This window comes from Streptomyces roseofulvus (genome assembly GCF_039534915.1).
GTDB lineage: Bacteria > Actinomycetota > Actinomycetes > Streptomycetales > Streptomycetaceae > Streptomyces > Streptomyces roseofulvus.
The window spans coordinates 5,557,061-5,576,468 of the sequence record NZ_BAAAWE010000001.1 but is presented as its reverse complement, the minus strand read 5'-3'; the positions used below and the strand labels follow the sequence as shown (position 1 = coordinate 5,576,468).

Annotated in this window: 16 protein-coding genes; 10 read left to right on the top strand and 6 right to left on the bottom strand. The window is 73.8% G+C overall.

Annotation, left to right across the window (positions count from 1 at the left end):
* The first annotated feature begins 29 nt into the window (after positions 1–29).
* Entirely contained in the window at positions 30–506 is a 477-nt protein-coding gene (locus ABFY03_RS25950) for a MarR family winged helix-turn-helix transcriptional regulator (protein ID WP_031006198.1), read from the top strand.
* Between the two features lie 77 nt (positions 507–583).
* Here the strand turns inward: ABFY03_RS25950 and meaB are convergent, their stop codons facing one another.
* Positions 584–1,540, bottom strand: coding sequence for a methylmalonyl Co-A mutase-associated GTPase MeaB (gene meaB, locus ABFY03_RS25945; RefSeq protein WP_319009548.1), 957 nt, complete (start codon positions 1,538–1,540; stop codon positions 584–586).
* Positions 1,541–1,570: 30 nt separating this feature from the next.
* Positions 1,571–2,773, bottom strand: a complete 1,203-nt coding sequence (locus tag ABFY03_RS25940) for an acetyl-CoA C-acetyltransferase (protein ID WP_346170954.1) — start codon at positions 2,771–2,773, stop codon at positions 1,571–1,573.
* Between the two features lie 138 nt (positions 2,774–2,911).
* On the opposite strand from ABFY03_RS25940, the gene mce reads away from it, so the two are divergent.
* The 7 genes from mce (at position 2,912) to ABFY03_RS25905 (ending at position 12,980) form a co-directional block, all read left to right on the top strand.
* Positions 2,912–3,364, top strand: coding sequence for a methylmalonyl-CoA epimerase (mce, locus tag ABFY03_RS25935; protein WP_319009550.1), 453 nt, complete (start codon positions 2,912–2,914; stop codon positions 3,362–3,364).
* A 200-nt stretch (positions 3,365–3,564) separates the two neighbouring features.
* Positions 3,565–7,890 (top strand): polarized growth protein Scy, encoded by a 4,326-nt coding sequence (gene scy / locus ABFY03_RS25930; protein ID WP_346170953.1) that lies wholly within the window; start codon positions 3,565–3,567, stop codon positions 7,888–7,890.
* A gap of 114 nt (positions 7,891–8,004) precedes the next feature.
* Positions 8,005–8,940: a coiled-coil domain-containing protein gene (locus ABFY03_RS25925; protein WP_319009552.1), complete on the top strand. Its 936-nt coding sequence runs from the start codon at positions 8,005–8,007 to the stop codon at positions 8,938–8,940.
* A 79-nt stretch (positions 8,941–9,019) separates the two neighbouring features.
* On the top strand, positions 9,020–10,033 hold the full coding sequence (locus ABFY03_RS25920; protein ID WP_346170952.1) for an ABC transporter ATP-binding protein: 1,014 nt from the start codon (positions 9,020–9,022) through the stop codon (positions 10,031–10,033).
* A gap of 3 nt (positions 10,034–10,036) precedes the next feature.
* Positions 10,037–10,816, top strand: a complete 780-nt coding sequence (locus ABFY03_RS25915) for an ABC transporter permease (RefSeq protein ID WP_319009554.1) — start codon at positions 10,037–10,039, stop codon at positions 10,814–10,816.
* A 179-nt stretch (positions 10,817–10,995) separates the two neighbouring features.
* On the top strand, positions 10,996–12,147 hold the full coding sequence (locus ABFY03_RS25910; protein WP_319009555.1) for an ABC transporter ATP-binding protein: 1,152 nt from the start codon (positions 10,996–10,998) through the stop codon (positions 12,145–12,147).
* On the top strand, positions 12,144–12,980 hold the full coding sequence (locus ABFY03_RS25905; RefSeq protein ID WP_319009556.1) for an ABC transporter permease: 837 nt from the start codon (positions 12,144–12,146) through the stop codon (positions 12,978–12,980). Before ABFY03_RS25910 ends, ABFY03_RS25905 begins: the two co-directional genes overlap by 4 nt.
* A 3-nt stretch (positions 12,981–12,983) precedes the next feature.
* Here the strand turns inward: ABFY03_RS25905 and ABFY03_RS25900 are convergent, their stop codons facing one another.
* Entirely contained in the window at positions 12,984–13,310 is a 327-nt protein-coding gene (locus ABFY03_RS25900) for an ATP/GTP-binding protein (RefSeq protein WP_319009557.1), read from the bottom strand.
* 198 nt (positions 13,311–13,508) lie between these two features.
* On the opposite strand from ABFY03_RS25900, the gene ABFY03_RS25895 reads away from it, so the two are divergent.
* Positions 13,509–14,543: an LLM class flavin-dependent oxidoreductase gene (locus tag ABFY03_RS25895; protein WP_346170951.1), complete on the top strand. Its 1,035-nt coding sequence runs from the start codon at positions 13,509–13,511 to the stop codon at positions 14,541–14,543.
* Between the two features lie 128 nt (positions 14,544–14,671).
* Here the strand turns inward: ABFY03_RS25895 and ABFY03_RS25890 are convergent, their stop codons facing one another.
* Positions 14,672–15,064 carry an SCO5389 family protein gene (locus tag ABFY03_RS25890; protein WP_031006219.1) on the bottom strand — a complete coding sequence of 131 codons (393 nt, stop codon included), beginning with the start codon at positions 15,062–15,064 and terminating at the stop codon, positions 14,672–14,674.
* A gap of 227 nt (positions 15,065–15,291) precedes the next feature.
* On the opposite strand from ABFY03_RS25890, the gene nucS reads away from it, so the two are divergent.
* A complete protein-coding gene (gene nucS, locus ABFY03_RS25885) occupies positions 15,292–15,963 on the top strand; it encodes an endonuclease NucS (protein WP_319009559.1) in 672 nt (223 codons plus the stop codon).
* A gap of 70 nt (positions 15,964–16,033) precedes the next feature.
* On the opposite strand, the gene ABFY03_RS25880 is transcribed toward nucS, so the two are convergent.
* Both ABFY03_RS25880 and ABFY03_RS25875 read right to left on the bottom strand, forming a co-directional pair.
* A complete protein-coding gene (locus ABFY03_RS25880) occupies positions 16,034–18,742 on the bottom strand; it encodes an ATP-binding protein (RefSeq protein WP_346170950.1) in 2,709 nt (902 codons plus the stop codon).
* A gap of 218 nt (positions 18,743–18,960) precedes the next feature.
* Positions 18,961–19,284 (bottom strand): STAS domain-containing protein, encoded by a 324-nt coding sequence (locus ABFY03_RS25875; RefSeq protein WP_030210572.1) that lies wholly within the window; start codon positions 19,282–19,284, stop codon positions 18,961–18,963.
* Positions 19,285–19,408 lie beyond the last annotated feature (124 nt).

The window sequence follows — 19,408 nt, the reverse complement described above, 5'->3', positions numbered from 1 at the left end:
TATTCAACTTCTTAGGTAGAATCCACTCTATGGACACCGAGACGGCCACTCCCTGGCTCACCGACGCCGAGCAGTGCGCGTGGCGCACCTTCCTCGACGTCCAGAGAATGCTGACGCACCAGCTGGAGCGGGACCTCCAGCCCTTCGGCCTGACCATGAACGACTACGAGATCCTCGTCAACCTCTCGGAGTCCGCCGAGCGCAGGCTCCGCATGAGCGACCTCGCCACCGCCACCCTCCAGTCCAAGAGCCGCCTCTCCCACCAGATCACCCGGATGGAGAACGCCGGCCTGGTCGAGCGGGTGAACTGCGAGTCCGACCGGCGCGGCCTGTACGCCGTCCTCACCGACCACGGCATGGAGACCATGCGCAAGGTCGCCCCGCACCACGTGGAGTCGGTCCGCGACCACTTCATCGACCGGCTCACCCCGGAGGCGCTCGGCGACCTCCACGAGTCGCTGAAGCCGGTCGCCGAGCGGCTCCGCGGCAAGCGCGGCAAGCCGTGACCTGACAGAGATGCGCGGAAGGGCCTCCCCGAGGACGGGGAGGCCCTTCCGCGTTCCGGCCGGCCGGGGCCGGCCGGTCAGTTGCCGGTCAGGCTCGCCAGGAGCTCGTCGGAGGCCGCGTACGGGTCGAGCGCGCCGGTCGCGATCCGCTCGGCCAGCGCGTCGAGCCGCCGGTCCCCGTGCAGGTCGCCGATCCGCTCGCGCAGCGCCGTGATGGTGATGGTCTCCACCTCGCGGGCCGCCCGCGCCTTCCGGCGCTCCGCCAGCACCCCGTGCTCCTCCATCCAGGCCCGGTGCTTCTCCAGGGCCTCCACCAGCTCGTCCACGCCCTCGCCGCGCGCCGCGACCGTCTTCACGATCGGCGGCCGCCAGTCGCCCGGGCCGCGGGCCTCGCCGAGGCCCAGCATGTGGTTGAGCTCGCGGGCGGTGGCGTCGGCGCCGTCCCGGTCGGCCTTGTTGACCACGTACACGTCGCCGATCTCCAGGATGCCCGCCTTGGCGGCCTGGATGCCGTCGCCCATGCCCGGGGCCAGCAGCACCACCGAGGTGTCCGCCTGCCCGGCGATCTCCACCTCGGACTGGCCGACGCCGACGGTCTCCACCAGGATCACGTCGCAGCCGGCCGCGTCGAGCACCCGGATGGCCTGCGGGGCGGACCAGGCGAGACCGCCCAGGTGCCCGCGGGTGGCCATCGAGCGGATGTAGACGCCGGGGTCGGAGGCGTGCTCCGACATCCGCACCCGGTCGCCGAGGAGCGCGCCGCCGCTGAACGGCGAGGACGGGTCGACGGCGAGCACGCCGACCCGCTTCCCGGCCCTGCGGTACGCGGTCACCAGCGCCGAGGTCGACGTCGACTTGCCGACGCCGGGCGAGCCGGTCAGGCCCACCACGTAGGCGTTGCCGGTGAGCGGGGCCAGCGCCGCCATCACCTCGCGCAGCTGCGGCGACGCCCCCTCCACGAGCGAGATCAGCCGGGCCACGGCCCGCGGCCGGCCCTCCCGTGCCTGGGCGACCAGAGCGGGGACGTCCACCATGCGTGTTTCTCCCTGTGACGTGGTGCTGTCTTACTTGCCGGCGACGCGGATGATCAGGGCGTCGCCCTGACCGCCGCCGCCGCACAGCGCGGCCGCGCCGATGCCGCCGCCGCGCCGCTTCAGCTCCAGGGCGAGGTGGAGCACCACACGGGCACCGGACATGCCGATCGGGTGTCCGAGCGCGATGGCGCCGCCGTTGACGTTCACCTTTTCCGGGGACACGCCGAGGTCCTTCATGGACTGCACGGCGACCGCGGCGAACGCCTCGTTGATCTCGATCAGGTCGAGGTCGTCGACGGTCAGGCCGTCCTTCTTCAGGGCGTGCCGGATGGCGTTGGACGGCTGCGACTGGAGCGAGTTGTCCGGGCCGGCCACGTTGCCGTGGGCGCCGATCTCGGCGATCCACTCCAGGCCCAGCTCCTCCGCCTTGGCCTTGCTCATCACGACCACGGCGGCGGCGCCGTCGGAGATCTGCGAGGAGGTGCCGGCGGTGATCGTGCCGTCCTTGGCGAAGGCCGGGCGGAGCTTGCCGAGGGACTCGACGGTCGTCTCGGCGCGGACGCCCTCGTCCTTCGCGAAGACCACCGGCTCGCCCTTGCGCTGCGGGATCTCGACCGGGGTGATCTCGGCCTCGAAGACGCCGTTCTTCTGGGCGGCGGCGGCGCGCTGGTGCGACAGGGCGGCGATCTCGTCCTGCGCAGCGCGGTCGATGCCGAGGCGGGTGTTGTGCTTCTCGGTGGACTCGCCCATCGCGATGTTCTCGAAGGCGTCGGTCAGACCGTCGTACGCCATCGCGTCGAGCATCTCGATCGCGCCGTACTTGAACCCCTGGCGGGACTTCGGCAGCAGGTGCGGGGCGTTGGTCATGGACTCCTGGCCACCGGCGACGATCACGTCGAACTCGCCGGCGCGGATCAGCTGGTCGGCCAGCGCGATGGCGTCCAGGCCCGACAGACACACCTTGTTGACGGTGAGGGCGGGGACGTTCATCGGGATGCCGGCCTTGACCGCGGCCTGGCGGGCGGGGATCTGCCCGGCGCCCGCCTGGAGCACCTGGCCCATGATCACGTACTGCACCTGGTCGCCGCCGATGCCGGCCCGGTCGAGCGCGGCCTTGATGGCGAAGCCGCCCAGGTCGGCGCCGGAGAAGGAGGCGAGCGAGCCGAGCAGGCGACCCATGGGCGTGCGGGCGCCCGCGACGATCACTGAGGTGGTACCGGTCGTTCCAGACATGAGGCACGGCCCCTTGGGGATGAGGAGTGAACGAGGGTTTACCGCCAATGTACTGAGCGGTGCGGCGCGAGGTCACCGGCCTGCCGGTGTGACGGCGCGCACGTTGCGTAACCACCCCGCCGGGGGTGCACTGGAGCCATGCTGACGCGTATCGACCACATCGGGATCGCCTGCTTCGACCTGGACAGGACCGTCGAGTTCTACCGTGCCACGTACGGCTTCGAGGTCTACCACTCGGAGGTCAACGAGGAGCAGGGCGTCCGCGAGGCCATGCTCAGGATCAACGCCACGGACGACGGCGGCGCCTCCTACCTCCAGCTCCTGGAGCCCACCCGCGAGGACTCCGCGGTGGGCAAGTGGCTGGCCAAGAACGGCGAGGGCGTCCACCACATCGCCTTCGGCACCGCGGACGTCGACGGCGACGCCGAGGCGATCCGCGGCAAGGGCGTCCGGGTGCTCTACGACGAGCCGCGGACGGGCTCGATGGGCTCCCGGATCACCTTCCTCCACCCCAAGGACTGCCACGGCGTCCTCACCGAACTGGTCACCTCGGCACCGGCTTCCGCTGACCACTCCTCAGCGGAGCACTGACCTCCGTATTCCCGGCCCGGTAGAGTGGGCGACTCCGGGCCGGGGCCGGTCGGGGCCGTTCGCGCGGCACCGTAGTCGGGATGTCGGGGTCGTCCGATCTGCCACGATTCCCCGGGGGGCCGTTCTGTCCAGCTGAACGGTGCTCGTCGGAAAGTTGCGACCGGGTTGGGGACTCCCCTGCTCGCAGAGCTCGGGGAAGGATGGACCGCGCAGTGCGGGGCTACGAACGCCAGGAGAGCCACCGAGCTGAAGACGACCATCTCTCGCGGTTCGAAGCCGAGATGGACCGGCTGAAGAAGGAGCGAGAGAAGGCCGTCCAGCACGCCGAGGACCTCGGCTACCAGGTCGAGGTCTTGCGTGCCAAGCTCCACGAGGCGCGGCGCACCATCGCGTCCCGGCCCGCCTACGACAGCGCGGACATCGGCTACCAGGCCGAGCAGATGCTGCGGAACGCGCAGGCGCAGGCCGAGCAGCTCCGCCAGGACGCCGAGCGCGAGCTGCGCGAGGCCCGGGCGCAGACCCAGCGGATCCTCCAGGAGCACGCCGAGCACCAGGCCCGGCTCCAGGCCGAGCTGCACAACGAGGCCGTCCAGCGCCGCCAGCAGCTCGACCAGGAGCTGAACGAGCGCCGCCAGACCGTCGAGGCGCACGTCAACGAGAACGTGGCCTGGGCCGAACAGCTGCGCGCCCGCACCGAGTCCCAGGCCCGCCGCCTGATGGACGAGGCCCGCGCCGAGGCCGAGCAGTCGCTCGCCGCCGCCCGCGCCGAGGCCGCCCGCCTCACCGAGGAGACCGGCCGTCGCGTCGGCGCCGAGGCGGAGGCCGCCCGCGCCGAGGCCGAAGCGATTCTGCTGCGCGCCCGCAAGGACGCCGAGCGGCTGATGACCACCGCCTCCACCCAGGCGCAGGAGGCCACCGGCCACGCCGAGCAGCTCCGGACCGCCGCCGTCGCCGAGACCGACCAGGCCCGCCGCCAGGCCGCCGAGCTGACCCGCGCCGCCGAGCAGCGGATGCAGGAGGCCGACGAGAAGCTGCGGCAGGCCCGCGCCGAGGCCGACAAGGCGCTCGCGGAGGCCAAGGACGCCGCCGCGAAGACGATCGCCTCCGCCGACTCCGTCAACGAGCAGCGCACCCGCACCGCCAAGTCCGAGATCGCCCGGCTGGTCGGCGAGGCCACCGAGAAGGCGGAGCAGCTCAAGGCCGAGGCCGAGGAGAAGCTCCGCGAGGCCACCGCGCACTCCGAGAAGGTCCTCGCCGAGGCCACCGAGAAGGCCCGCGCCAGCGCCGCCGAGGACTCGGCCGCCGCGCTCGCCAAGGCCGCACGCAGCGCCGAGGAGATCCTCAGCAAGGCGTCCGAGGACGCCGCCGAGACCACCCGCAAGGCGTCCGAGGAGGCCGAGCGGATCCGCCGCGAGGCGGAGACCGAGGCCGACCGGCTGCGCTCCCGCGCCGAGGAGCAGGCCGACGAGCTGCTCGGCTCGGCCAAGGACGACACCAAGGAGTACCGGGCCAAGACCGTCGAGCTCCAGGAGGAGGCCCGGCGGCTGCGCGGCGAGGCCGAGCAGCTGCGCGCCGAGGCCATCGCCGAGGGCGAGCGGATCCGCGGCGAGGCCCGCCGCGAGGCCGTCCAGCAGATCGAGGAGGCGGCGAAGACCGCCGAGGAGCTGCTGGCCAAGGCGAGGGGCGACGCCGACGAGCTGCGCGCCAACGCCGGCGCGGAGAGCGAGAAGGTCAAGTCGGAGGCGATGGAGCGCGCCCAGACGCTCCGGACCCAGGCCGAGGAGACCCTGGAGCGGACCCGCGCCGAGGCGGAGCGGCTGCGCGCCGAGTCCGAGGAGCAGGCCGAGTCGGTCCGGGAGTCGGCCGAGAAGGCCGCCGCCGAGCTGCGCGCGGACGCCGAGCGGGCCGCCGAGGCCCGCCGGGCCGAGGCCGCCGAGGAGCTGACCCGGCTGCACGCCGACGCCGAGGCGAAGCTGGCCGCGGCCGGGCAGGAGCTGACCGACGCCCGCGCGGAGGGCGAGCGGATCCGACGCGAGGCCGCCGAGGAGACCGAGCGGCTGCGGACCGAGGGCGCCGAGCGGATCAGGGCGCTGCGGGAGCAGGCCGAGCAGGAGGCCGAGCGGCTGCGGGCCGAGGCCGCCGCGGACGCGTCGGCGTCCCGCGCCGAGGCCGAGGCGACCGCGCAGCGGCTCACCTCCGAGGCGGAGACCGAGGCCGAGCGGCTGCGGTCGGAGGCCCAGGAGACCGCCGACCGGGTACGGGCCGAGGCCGCGGCCGCCGCCGAGCGGGTGGCCGCCGAGGCCGCCGAGGCGCTGTCCGCCGCCCAGGAGGAGGCCGTCCGGCGCCGCCGGGAGGCCGAGGAGACGCTGGAGTCGGCCCGTTCCGAGGCAGGCCGGGAGCGGGAGCACGCCCGCGAGCAGTCCGAGGAGCTCCTCGCCGCCGCCCGCAAGCGGGTGGAGGAGGCGCAGGCCGAGGCGCAGCGCCTGGTCGAGGAGGCGGACGCGCGGGCGACCGAGATGGTCGGCGCCGCGGAGCAGACCGCGCAGGAGGTCCGCGACTCGGTCGCCGGGCTGCGCGAGCAGGCCGAGGAGGAGATCGCCGGGCTGCGCTCGGCCGCGGAGCACGCGGCGGAGCGGACCCGGACCGAGGCGCAGGAGGAGGCGGACCGGGTCCGCGCCGACGCGTACGAGGAGCGGGAGCGGGCGTCGGAGGACGCGGCCCGCACGCGCGCGCGTGCGCAGGAGGAGTCCGACGCGGCGAAGGCGCTGGCCGAGCGGACGGTCGGGGACGCGATCGCGGAGGCGGAGAAGCTCCGTTCGGACACCGCCGAGTACGCGCAGCGGGTGCGGACCGAGGCGACGGACGCGCTGGCGTCGGCCGAGCAGGACGCGGCCCGGACCCGGGCGGACGCCCGGGAGGACGCCAACCGGATCCGTTCGGAGGCGGCCGAGAAGGCCGAGGGCGTGGTCGGCGAGGCGACGGCCGAGGCGGAGCGGATCGCGGCGGAGGCCGAGCGGGTCCTCGACGAGGCCCGGCAGGCCGCCGACAAGCGCCGCCAGGACGCCGCCGAACAGGCCGACACCCTCGTCGGCGAGGCGACCGCCGAAGCCGAGCGGATCGCGGCGGAGGCCGAGCGGGTCCTCGACGAGGCCCGGCAGGCCGCCGACAAGCGCCGCCAGGACGCCGCCGAACAGGCCGACACCCTCGTCGGCGAGGCGACCGCCGAAGCCGAGCGGATCACCGCCGAGGCGGCCGAGCTGTGGGAGACCACCGAGCGGGACGCGGCCCGGCTGCGCACCGAGGCCGAGCAGGTCAAGACGGACGGCGAGGCGCACGCCCAGGCGCTGCGGACCGCGGCCCTGGCCGACGCCGAGCAGATCCTGGACGAGGCCCGTCAGGCCGCCGACAAGCGCCGCCAGGACGCCGCCGAACAGGCCGACGCCCTGGTCGCCGAGGCGACGGCGGAGGCCGGCCGGATCACCGACGAGGCCGGCGAGCTGGCCGACTCGGTGACCGCCGACGCCCGGGCCGAGGCCGAGCGGACGATCGCGGACGCCGCGGGCGAGGCCGAACGGCTGCGGGCCGAGGGCGCCGAGGCGCTGGAGTCGGCCCGTCAGGACGCCGAGCGGATCCGTACGGAGTCGGCGCGGGTCAGGGAGGACGCCGAGGCGGCGGCCGAGCAGATGCGCGCGGAGGCCCGCGAGGAGGCCGACCGCACCCTGGACGAGGCCCGCGAGGCCGGCGCGAAGAAGCGCGCGGACGCGGCCGAGCAGGCCGACCAGCTGATCGCCAAGGCCCGGGAGGAGGCGCTGCGCGCCACCGCCGAGGCGGAGACGCAGGCGGACACGATGGTCGGCGCCGCCCGCAAGGAGGCCGACCGGATCGTCGCCGAGGCGACCGTCGAGGGCAACGCGCTGGTGGAGAAGGCGCGGACCGACGCGGACGAACTCCTGGTCGGGGCGCGGAAGGACGCGACCGACATAAGGGAGCGGGCCGAGGAGCTGCGGGGCCGGATCGAGGGCGAGATCGAGGAGCTGCACGAGCGGGCGCGGCGCGAGTCGGCCGAGCAGATGAAGACGGCCGGCGAGCGCGTCGACAAGCTGGTGAAGGCCGCGGAGGAGCAGCGGGCCGAGGCCGCGGAGAAGGCCAAGGAGATGGTCTCCGAGGCGAGTTCGGAGGCGAGCAAGGTCCGCATCGCGGCCGTCCGGAAGGCGGACGCGCTGCTCAAGGAGGCCGAGCAGAAGAAGAGTTCGCTGATCGCCGAGGGGGAGCGGATCAAGGCGGAGGCCGAGCGGCTCAAGGTGGAGGCGGAGGCCGAGGCGGACCGGCTGGTCGAGGAGGGCCGGCGCGAGCTGGAGACGCTGACCCGTCGCCGTACCGACATCAATGCCGAGATCTCCCGTGTCCAGGACGTGCTGGAGGCGTTGGAGTCTTTCGAGACTCCGTCGGCGGGGGCGAAGGACGGGCTCAAGGCGGGCGCTTCCTCGGGTTCCACTCGTTCGAGTGGCAAGTCCCAGGACGGCTAGCCACTCAAAAGGCTGGACATTCTCCAGATCAAACGGGCATACGCTCGATGACACGCCGCTTCGGCCCCTAGGATTCCCTCTAACACCTCACCGGTCTCATTCGACAGGAACCCCATGAGCGACACTTCCTCCCCCTTCGGCTTCGAGCTCGTGCGGCGTGGTTACGACCGCGGTCAGGTGGACGACCGCATTACCAAGCTCGTCGCCGACCGTGACAGCGCACTGGGCCGCATCACCTCCCTGGAGAAGCGCATCGAGGAGCTTCACCTCGAAACGCAGAACGCCCAGGCGCAGGTGACCGACGCGGAGCCGTCGTACGCCGGTCTCGGCGCGCGCGTCGAGAAGATCCTCCGTCTCGCCGAGGAGGAGGCGAAGGACCTGCGCGAGGAGGCCCGTCGCGCCGCCGAGCAGCACCGCGAGCTGGCCGAGTCGGCCGCCCAGCAGGTGCGGAACGACGCGGAGTCGTTCGCCGCCGAGCGCAAGGCCAAGGCCGAGGACGAGGGCGTCCGGATCGTCGAGAAGGCCCAGGGTGAGGCCAACTCGCTGCGGGCCGAGGCGCAGAAGGACGCGCAGTCGAAGCGCGAGGAGGCGGACGCCCTCTTCGAGGAGACCCGCGCCAAGGCCGCCCAGGCCGCCGCGGACTTCGAGACCAACCTGGCCAAGCGCCGCGAGCAGTCCGAGCGCGACCTGGCGTCCCGTCAGGCCAAGGCCGAGAAGCGCCTCGCCGAGATCGAGCACCGCGCCGAGCAGCTCCGCCTGGAGGCCGAGAAGCTCCGCACGGACGCCGAGCGCCGGGCCCGCCAGACGGTGGAGACCGCGCAGCGCCAGGCCGAGGACATCGTGGCCGACGCCAACGCCAAGGCGGACCGGATCCGCTCGGAATCGGAGCGCGAGCTCGCCGCGCTGACGAACCGCCGCGACTCCATCAACGCGCAGCTGACCAACGTCCGCGAGATGCTGGCGACGCTGACCGGTGCCGCGGTGGCCGCGGCCGGTTCCCCGCTGGACGAGGAGCGCTCCGCCGGCGTGCCGGCCCAGCAGACCCGCTGAGGCCCCGCCCGCCGTCGCGCCTTCGAACCCCCCGTCACTCCGGTGGCGGGGGGTTTCGCGCGCCCTTAGCTTGGTACGCATGATCGAGCTTGACGGGCTGACGAAGCGGTACGGGACGAAGACGGCGGTCGATCATCTCTCCTTCCGGGTCCGGCCGGGCATGATCACCGGCTTCCTGGGGCCCAACGGGGCGGGGAAGTCGACGACGATGCGGATGATGCTCGATCTGGACAACCCCACGAGCGGGACGGTGCGGATCGACGGCCGGCACTACCGCGAGCTGGACGAGCCGCTGAAGTACATCGGGGCCCTGCTCGACGCCAAGGCGATGCACGGGGGCCGGTCGGCGTACAACAACCTGCTGTGTCTGGCGCAGTCGAACCGGATCCCGGAGAGCCGGGTGGCCGAGGTGCTGGACCTGGTGGGTCTGACGGCGGTGGCGCGGAAGAAGTCGAAGGGCTTCTCGCTGGGCATGGGGCAGCGGCTCGGCATCGCGTCGGCGCTGCTCGGCGATCCCGAGATCCTGATGTTCGACGAACCCGTCAATGGTCTGGACCCCGAGGGAATTCACTGGATCCGCAATCTGATGAAGTCGCTGGCCGCGGAAGGCAGAACGATCTTCGTCTCCAGTCATCTCATGAGTGAAATGGCGCTGACGGCAGATCATCTGATCGTGATCGGGCAGGGAAAACTGCTGGCCGACATGTCCATGGCCGATTTCATCCAGCGGAATTCGCGGAGTTTCGTCCGGCTCCGCTCTCCCCAGCAGGAACGGCTGCGGGACGTGCTCCACGCCGACGGATTCGTGGTGGTCGAGGCCGGGAACGGGACCCTGGAGGTCGACGGCGCCACCACCGAGCGGCTGGGCGAGCTGGCGGCGGCGCACCAGCTGACGCTGCACGAGCTGAGCGCCCAGCGCGCCTCCCTGGAGGAGGCGTTCATGCAGATGACGGCGGGCGCCGTGGAGTACCACGCGCACGGCACCGACACGCACGGCGGCGGGCCCGCCGCGCCCGGCCCCGCGTGGGGCGCGCACTCCGGCTGGGGACCCGCGCAGGACCCCGGGGCCGGCTCGACCACCGAGGGGGTCTGATCCATGGCAGCGGTACCGGCGGTCCTGCAGTCCGAGTGGACCAAGATCCGGACGGTCTCGTCGACGGTCTGGACCCTGGCGAGCGCGCTGATCGTCACGGTGGCGATGAGCGCGGCGCTCTCGGCGGTCCTCAACTCGACCTTCGACGACCTGTCCGAGCTGGAGCGGGCCACCTTCGACCCGACCTTCGTCAGCTTCTCCGGGATGGTCCTCGGCCAGCTGGCGATGGTGGTCTTCGGCGTCCTCGTGGTGGGGACCGAGTACTCCTCGGGCATGATCCGCACCTCGCTCGCCGCCGTCCCCCAGCGGGCCACCTTCCTCTTCTCCAAGATCGCGGTGGCGGGGGTGCTGGCCCTGGTGGTCGGCCTGGTCACGAGCTTCCTGTCCTTCTTCCTCGGGCAGGCGCTGCTCGGCGAGCACCGGACGACGATCGGCGCGGACAACGTGCTGCGGGCGGTGGTCGGCGGCGGGATCTACATGGGGCTGATCGCGGTCTTCTCGATGGGCGTGGCGGCGATGCTCCGCTCCTCGATGCTGTCGCTCGGCATCCTGGTGCCGTTCTTCTTCCTGATCTCGCAGATCCTGTCGGCGGTGCCGAAGGCGAAGGAGGTCGCCAGGTACTTCCCCGACCAGGCCGGCTCCAAGATCATGCAGGTGGTGCCGGACGCGCTGGGCTCGGAGAAGGCGCCGTACGGGCCGTGGGGCGGGCTCGGGATCATGCTGGCGTGGGTGGCGGCCGCGCTGATCGGCGGCTACCTGGTGCTGAAGCGGCGGGACGCCTGAGGACCGGGGCGCGCCCTCGGGGCCCGTCCCGGATTTCTCCCTGAGGTTTCGCTTCGGTCTCGCTTCGCCGGAGCGGGAACCGTTCCTGGCTGGATAAGCTCCTGACTCGTACGGGGGCCTTCCGGCCGCGCGCCGCCCTGCCCCTTCGCACACCACCGACCTGTCGATGGGGCTGGAGAATGATCGAGGCAGTCGGCCTGACCAAGCGCTACGGCGCGAAGACGGCCGTGTACAACCTTTCCTTCCAGGTGAGGCCGGGTGTCGTCACCGGCTTCCTGGGCCCGAACGGCTCCGGCAAGTCGACCACCATGCGCATGATCCTCGGCCTGGACCAGCCGACGTCCGGCCATGTGACGATCGGCGGCCACCCCTTCCGGCAGCTGCCGAACGCGCCCCGGCAGGTCGGCGCCCTCCTCGACGCCAAGGCCGTGCACGGCGGCCGCAGCGCCCGCAACCACCTCCTGTCGCTGGCCCAGCTGGCCGGCATCCCGGCCCGCCGGGTGGACGAGGTGCTGGGCGTGGTGGGCCTCCAGGACGTGGCGAGGCGCCGCTCCAAGGGATTCTCGCTCGGCATGGGCCAGCGGCTCGGCATCGCCGCCGCGCTGCTCGGCGACCCGCAGGTGCTGCTCTTCGACGAGCCGGTCAACGGCCTGGACCCGGAGGGCATCCTCTGGGTCCGCAACCTGATGAAGAAGCTGGCCGCCGAGGGCCGCACGGTCTTCGTCTCCAGCCACCTCATGAGCGAGATGGCGCTGACGGCGGACCACCTGATCGTGATCGGCCGGGGCCAGCTCCTCTCCGACATGCCGGTGAAGCAGTTCATCTCGGCGAACTCGGCGGACTTCGCCCGGGTCCGCGTCCCGGACGGCGAGGCCGGTCCCCGGGAGAAGCTGTCCCGGGTGCTGGTCGAGTCCGGCGGCCAGGTCCTCTCCGAGCCGGACGGGGCGCTGCGCGTCACCGGCCTGCCGCTGCCGAGGATCAGCGACCTGGCGCACGAGGCGGGCGTACGGCTCTGGGAGCTGTCCCCGCACCAGGCGTCGCTGGAGGAGGCGTACATGCGGCTGACGCAGGGCGCCGTGGACTACCGCTCCAGCGACGACAAGCTGGCCCACCTCCAGGCCCCGCCGCAGCCCGGCCGGCCGGGGTACGGGATGCCGCCGCAGCCGCCGCTCCCGACGGAGGTGCCGCAGCAGGGCTGGTACGCCCCGCCGCCGCCCGGCCAGAACCCGTACGCGGCCCCGCAGCCGCCCGCCGCCGCGCCGGGCACGCCGCCGCCCGCCCCGCAGCCGAGCCTCCAGAAGCCGAGCGACACCACCGAGGACGCCCGATGACCGCCCCGACGCCGACCCCGACGCCTCCGCCGCCGTACGGCTACGTCTCCCCCATCCCGGTGCGCCGGGCGCACCTCGGGGACGCGCTCGCCTCGGAGTGGACGAAGATCCGCTCGGTGCGGTCGACCATGTGGACGCTGGGGACGATGGTCCTGCTGATGCTGGTGATCGGCCTGGCGGTGGCCGCCGTCGCCGCCACCGAGGGCGGCAACATGGGCGAGGAGTCGGCGCTGCCGCTGGGCTTCTTCGGGATGCTGCCGGCGTCGATCTGCGTGATCACGCTGGGCGTGCTGACCATCTCGTCCGAGTACGGGACGGGCATGATCCGGACCACGCTGACCGCGTGCCCGAGCCGGGCCCGGGTGCTGACGGCCAAGGCGGTCGTCTTCTTCCTGCTGGTCTTCACGGTGACCCTGGTGGTCGCGTTCGCGGTGGCGACCGCGCAGGTCGCGATGGTGGACGCGGCGGAGCCGACGGGCGCGGAGTGGGCGCGGGCCACGGTCGGCGCGGCCGGCTTCCTGGCGGTGCTCGGCCTGCTGTCGATGGCGGTGGGCGCGCTGGTGCGGCACTCGGCCGGGGCGATCACGGTGATGATCGGTCTGCTGCTGCTGCCGCTGGTGGCGGCCCTGTTCATGTTCTCGCCGGCGCTGAAGGGGATCCAGGAGGCGCTCTTCACCTACTCGATCCCCTCCCAGATGATCGCGCTGTACTCCGCGGAGCCACCGTTCGGCGACAGCGGCCCGGCGGGCTGGGAGGCGCTGTTCACCCTCACGGGCATCGCGGCGGTGGTCCTGGGCGCCGCGTACGCGCTGCTGAACAGCCGGGACGTCTGAGCCTCAGTACTTCGGCGCGTTGCGGGACCGCTGCACCCGGGTGGTGCGGCGGTCCTTCGCGTTCCAGCACGCCTTGTGCCAGTGGCGGCGGTCGTCGACGCCGCCGTACTCGGGCCAGGCGACGACGTGCGGGGCGCCGGGCGGGATCTCCTGGTCGCAGCCGGGGCAGCGGTAGCGCTTGCCCGGGGAGCTGGCGCCGGCGACGAGGCGGACGTACCACTCCTCGCCCTGCCAGGTCTCGGTGCGCTGGGAGCCGCCGTACCGGTCGTCGCGGTCCTCCTGCGCCGCCGGCTTGGCGGAGCGGCGGGGGCGGTGGTGACGCGGGGACACAGCACACCTCACGGAGTCGGGGAACACGGACCGTTCTTCCCAGCGTACGGGCCGCGACGGGCTGCCCGGGGCCCCCGTCCGGACGCCCGGACCGAAAATCGCAAGAACTTCATGTTCGGCCGTTGCCTTTGGCACGTGTCAGACGTTGTTGCCGTAGGAGGGGGAGTGAACGCGTCGGCCGCGAGGAGGCAGAAGGCGATGCGCGTAGGGACATTCGTTCTGGCGGCTCAGTTTCCGGGCCAGGGGCAGGGAGAGGCGCTGCACCGTGCGGTGCGGACCGCCGAGGTGGCCGAGGAGGCGGGCCTGGACTCGGTCTGGCTGGCCGAGCACCATTTCGTACCGTACGGCGTGTGCCCGTCGGCCGTGACGCTGGCGGCGCTGCTGCTCGGGCGCACCCGGCGGCTGCGGGTGGGCACGGCGGTGAGCGTGCTGCCGACCGTCCACCCGGTCGCGCTGGGCGAGCAGGCGGCGCTGCTGCACATCGCCTCGGGCGGCAGATTCACCCTCGGGGTGGGGCGTGGCGGGCCGTGGGTGGACCTGGAGGTGTTCGGCGCGGGTCTGGAGGCGTACGAGCGGGGTTTCCCCGAGGCGCTCGACCTGTTGCTGCGCTGGCTCACCGAGGCGCGGGTGGGTGCCGAGGGAGAACGATTCTCCTTCCGTGAGGTGGCCGTGGTGCCCCGGGCCGGCGAGCTGATCGGCGGCGAGCCGTCGCCGGAGGTCGTCGTCGCCTGCACCTCGCAGAAGAGCGTGCGGCTGGCGGCCGAGCGCGGGCTGCCGATGCTCCTCGGCATGCACTGCGGCGACGAGGCCAAGGCGGAGATGGTCACGGCCTGGGCGCGCTGGGCGCGGGAGGCCGGGCGGGATCCGGACGAGATCGCGCGGATCGGCGCCGGGCACGTCTCCGCGGGTGTCGTGCAGCTCGCGGACCGCACGCAGGAGGCGGCGGAGACGCTGGTGAAGGCGATGCCGGGCTGGCTGAAGCAGGGGCTGGACGCGCATGTGACGGTGGACGGCCGGCACCGGGCGATGCGGGACCCGGTGGCGTACACCGAGCTGCTCTGCTCGCTGCACCCGGTCGGCACCCCGTCGCTGGCGGCGGACCGGCTGGCGGCGACCGCGGAGCGCACCGGCATCACCCGCTTCGCGCTGCTCGCCGAGGGCTCCGGCGATCTCGCCGGCACCGAGGAGAACCTGCGGCGGCTCGGCGCCGAGGTCCTGCCCCGCCTGGACTGAGGGCCGGGACCCGCCGCCGCTCCGGCGTCCCCGCGGGACGGTGCGTGTCGGCACGCACCGATCGCGGCTCCCGCTCCGCGGAGCGGCGGCGTTCGAGTCCCGGTGGATCCCGGTGACGACGGCCGGGCTCAGCAGTCGCGCAGTTCCGGCGACTGGTTGAGCAGCTGTCCCCGGATCGAGGTGAAGCGGGCGAGGCGCTCGTCCACCGCCGGGTCCAGCGGGAAGACCGCCACCCGGTGGCAGTTCTGGAAGGCCAGACGCACCCCGAAGTGACGCTGGAGCGCTCCGCGGATCGCGTCGCTCGCCAGCGCGCGCAGCAGCTGACCACGTGCCTGCTCGTTCGGCGGCGGCGTCTGGTTGTCGGCGAACTCGCCGCCTTCCACCTCCAGCTGGGCCACCAGAGAACTGATCATCTCCCACGCGAAGGGCAGGGAGGTCCGGACGCAGTCGACGAAGGCGGCTTCGTCGACCTCGCCTCGCTCGGCCTGTTCCAACAGTGCCGGTGAGACGTCGAGCGACATGGGTTCTCCTCTCGCGACCCCGCGGACGGGGTCTGTGCGGGCAGGGTCGAGGACCGACGTACGCCACGCAGCGTGCACGGACGACGACCTCCAGCTTCCACGGTAAGCGCGCGGTCCGGCCCGCACCAGGCGATTGGGCACACAACAGGCCGATAACCGACGGGTGTTCGTCTCACTCGGGTGCCCGAATCGCGTAGAAGGGCGCTCCTCTTGTAGCGTTGGCGACCATGCGTCTCGTCATTGCCCGTTGCTCCGTGGACTACGCGGGCCGGCTCACGGCCCATCTGCCCTCCGCGCCCCGTCTGATCCTGATCAAGGCAGACGGCAGCGTCTCGATCCACGCGGACGACCGGGCGTACAAACCGCTCAACTGGATGTCGCCGCCGTGCACCCTGAAGGAGGGTGCCGATGGTGAGGCCGGCGTCTGGACCGTGATCAACAAAGCGGGCGAGAAACTGATCATCACGATGGAGGAGATCCTCCACGACTCGTCCCACGAACTGGGCGTGGACCCGGGTCTGATCAAGGACGGCGTCGAGGCGCACCTCCAGGAGCTGCTGGCCGACCGCATCGAGACGCTGGGCGAGGGCTGGACCCTGGTCCGCCGCGAGTACCCGACGGCGATCGGCCCGGTCGACATCCTCTGCCGGGACGCGGACGGCGCCACGGTCGCGGTCGAGATCAAGCGGCGCGGCGAGATCGACGGCGTCGAGCAGCTGACCCGGTATCTGGAGCTGCTCAACCGCGATCCGCACCTCGCCCCGGTCAAGGGCATCTTCGCGGCCCAGGAGATCAAGCCGCAGGCGCGGGTCCTCGCGACGGACCGCGGGATCGACTGCGTGGTGCTCGACTACGACGCCCTGCGCGGCATCGAGGACGACAAGCTGCGGCTGTTCTAGCACGGTACGGCGAAGGGGACGGCCCCGGGCGCGTGGAGCGCCCGGGGCCGTCCCCTTCCGCGTCGCGGTCTCAGCTCACGGTGGCGGTGTCGGAGGCGGTGGGGGTGCCGTCGAGGGTGGAGGAGGCGGAGTTGCTCGGGGCCTCGCTGCTCGACGTCTCGCTCGGCGTCGACGTGGGGGACGGGGGCTGGGAGGTCGTGGTCGGCTCGGGATCCGGACTGGTCGACGGCGACGAGGGCGACGAGGACGGCGACGACGAGGTCGGCTTCGGTCCCGTGGTCGAGGACGGCGGCCGGGTCGTGGTCGGCCGGCCCGGCGGCGGGGTCGTCGGCGCGTCCGTCGTCCCCGTCCCGGTGCCCGGCGCGCTGGTGGCCGTCGGGTCCGGTTCGCCGGAGGTGCTGGTGGACGGCGAGCCCGTCGCCGTCGGGTCCGTGGCGGAGCCGGACGGGGTGGTGCCCGGGGTGGTGGGGCCGGGCGAGCCGGAGGTGCCGGGCGTGCCGGTCTCGGTCGGCTCGCCGGGCTCGCCGTCCGCCGGGGCCCCGTCGTCGGTGCCGGGGACGTCGCCGACGCCCTGGTCGGCGGTGGTGTCGGTGGTGACGGTGCCGGAGGTCGGCGTGTCGTCGTTGCCGGAGGTGGCGCCGAGCGTGACGACGGTGCCGAGGACGGCGACCAGGAGGAGGCCGGCGCCGACGGCGGCGAGGTTGCGGCGGGTGCCGTCGAGGATGCCCGCCTTGAGGCTCCGGCGGGGTTCGTCCGCCGGCGTCGTCTCGGGGCGGGTGATGAGGGTGGGGCCCTGGTCCGCGAAGTCGGGGAAGGCCGGGAAGGCGGGCGGGGTGACGGCGCCGGTGCCGGCGGCGGGGACCGGGGGCAGCAGTGCGGTCGGCGGCTCGGCGGGGGCCGGGGCGGCGGCCCGGGCGGCGGGCACGCCGCGCGGCGGGGAGTCGGTACGGGACGGCAGCGGCGGCTGCGGCGGCTCCTGCCCGCGGCCGAGGTCGGCGACGAGGGCGAGCGCCCGGCGGCCGGCGACGGTGCCGCGCTTGTCGGCGAGGACGCCGCGCAGGCCGATGGACGCCTCCAGTTCGGCGCGGGCGCGGGCGAGGTTGCCGGCGCAGAGGGCGAGGACGCCGAGTTCGTGGTGGAAGTACGCCTCCTCGGCGACGTCCCCGGCGAGCCGGGCGGCCTCCTGGCCGGAACGCAGGGCGCGCTCCCAGGCGCCCCAGTGGAGGCCGGCGGCGAAGGCGGGGGCCGCGGCCCGGGCGAGGGCGACGGCGGTGGCGCGGGGCCCGTCGCCGGCCTCGCCGGATCCGGCCGCTTCCCCGCTCGGGTCGCCGGCCGCGCCGCCCGGCGTACCGCCGACGAGGGCGGCGAGGGCGGCGAGCAGGGCGTCGGACTCGGCGGCGGCCCGGTCGGGGCCGACCGAGGGGTGGCCGGCCCACCAGGCGTAGTGCTGGGCGGCGGTGTGGACGCGGTCGGCGGCGTCGAGGCCGTAGCCGTGGGCGAGGAGCTGGGTGAGGACTCCGCCGGCGAGCCGGTAGCGGGGGCCGACGGGGGTGAGCAGGCCGCAGGCGCGGAGCTCGCCGAGGGCCGCGTCGGCGTGGGTGTCGCCGACGAGGGCCGGGAGGTGGGCGTGGTGCGGGAGTTCGCCGCCGAGGGCGACGGCGAAGCGGAGGGTGGTCTGGGCGGAGCGGCTGAGCCGGGAGGCGAGCAGCGCGGCGGGGGCGGCGCCCTCGCCGAGGCTGGGCAGCGGCACCTCGTGCAGCTCGACGTCGGGGTCCTCGTACGGGTCGGCGGCGGGGCCGGTGGAGCCGGTGCCCGGTCCCGTGCCGGACGGGCCGAACGCCTCCTCCAGCGCGCCGAAGGCGTCGAACTCGGCGGGGGTGACGCGCAGCCGGTCGCGCTGCCGGAGCAGGGCGCCGGCCTGGACGAAGCGGAGGGCCAGGCCCTCGGACTCGAACCAGAGGTCGCCGGCCCAGTTGGCCTCCTCGTCGGTGAGGCGGCGGCCGACGGCGGCCTCCAGGAGGGCGAGGGAGGCGGCGCGGCCGAGGCCGGGGAGGGCGACCTCCTCGATCGGGGCGTCGGCCGAGGGGGCGGGGACGCCGGGGGCGGCGGCGAGGAGGAAGGCGCACTCGGGGGCGGCGGCGAGCAGCTCGTCGAGGGCGGCGCCGCCGAACTCCAGGTCGTCCACGACGACGACGGCGCCGATGCCGGCGAGGTCGGCGCGGAGCCCGTCGGGGTCGGGCCGGTGGTGGGGGGCGTGCAGGACGGCGGTGCGGAGCTCGTGGAGGAGTTCGCCGGTGGTGCGGTGGTGGCCGGAGAGGCGGACGACGCCGTCCGGGGCGAGCGTGGCGCAGTCGTCGGCGACGGCGTCGAGAAGGGCGGTGCGGCCGGAGCCGTCGGGGCCGGTGAGGCGGGCGCTGCGGCCGCGCGTCAGGGTCTCGGTGAGCCGGGCACGCTGCTCCTCGCGTTCCAGGAGGGGCAGCTCGGGGGCGGCGGGGCCGGGCGGCGCGGGGACGGTGGCGGCGCGGGCGGCCTCGGCGCGCTCCTCGGGGGTGCGGCGGCGTGCGGCGGGGGGTTCCTCGCCGGGCGGGCACGCCTCGATCTCGCTGCCGTCGACGGGGTTGACGGTGAGCAGCAGTCCGCCGGAGACGATCCGGGTGACGCGCGCGCGGGCGGGTGCCGCGGCGGCGCGCTCGGGCAGGGCGGTGGGCTGTGCGGGGCGGGCGTCCTCGGCCGCGGTGTCGTGACCGGACTCGTCCGGCCCCCGGTGTATCGGGTCCATGGTCAAAGCCCCCAAGAGCGGTGGTGCGGAGCCCGCCGGCTGGGTGTGTCGAAGGGGTGCGGGCGACCGAACCCTAGACGGTCGCGGGGCGCCCGGGAACAGCCGGGGTGCCGTCGAGCCCAAGACGTCACGGTCTTGTGAGGATTGAGCGTGACGCCTGGTTCGCACAGGGGCTTCACAGACGGTTCACCCCCGGGGCCGGGCCGCGGGCCGTCCGTTCAGACGCGGGGCAGCGACTCCAGGGCGAGGCCGCCCTCGATGGCGAGGATGCGGTGGAGGCGGGTGGCCACGAGGAGCCGCTGCATCTGCGGCGGCACCCCGCGCAGGACGAGCCGGCGGCCGCAGCGGCCGGCCCGCCGGTGGGCGCCCATGATCACGCCGAGCCCGGTCGCGTCCCAGGAGTCGAGCCCGGTCAGGTCGAGCACCAGGTCGCCGACGCCGTCGTCGACGGCCGAGTGCAGGACCGTACGGGCGTCCGCCGCGCTGCGGACGTCGAGGCGGCCCCCGACGACCAGCTCGACGTGGTCGCCCCTGATGTGCATAGTCGCTCCCCGGGAAATGCTCCGTCTTCGCAACAACTGACTGCTGCCTCGGCAGATACGTTGCGCCTTGTCAGCAAACCGATACCGAAATTCACCCCGCGGAGTGATGCGGGATGGCGTACTG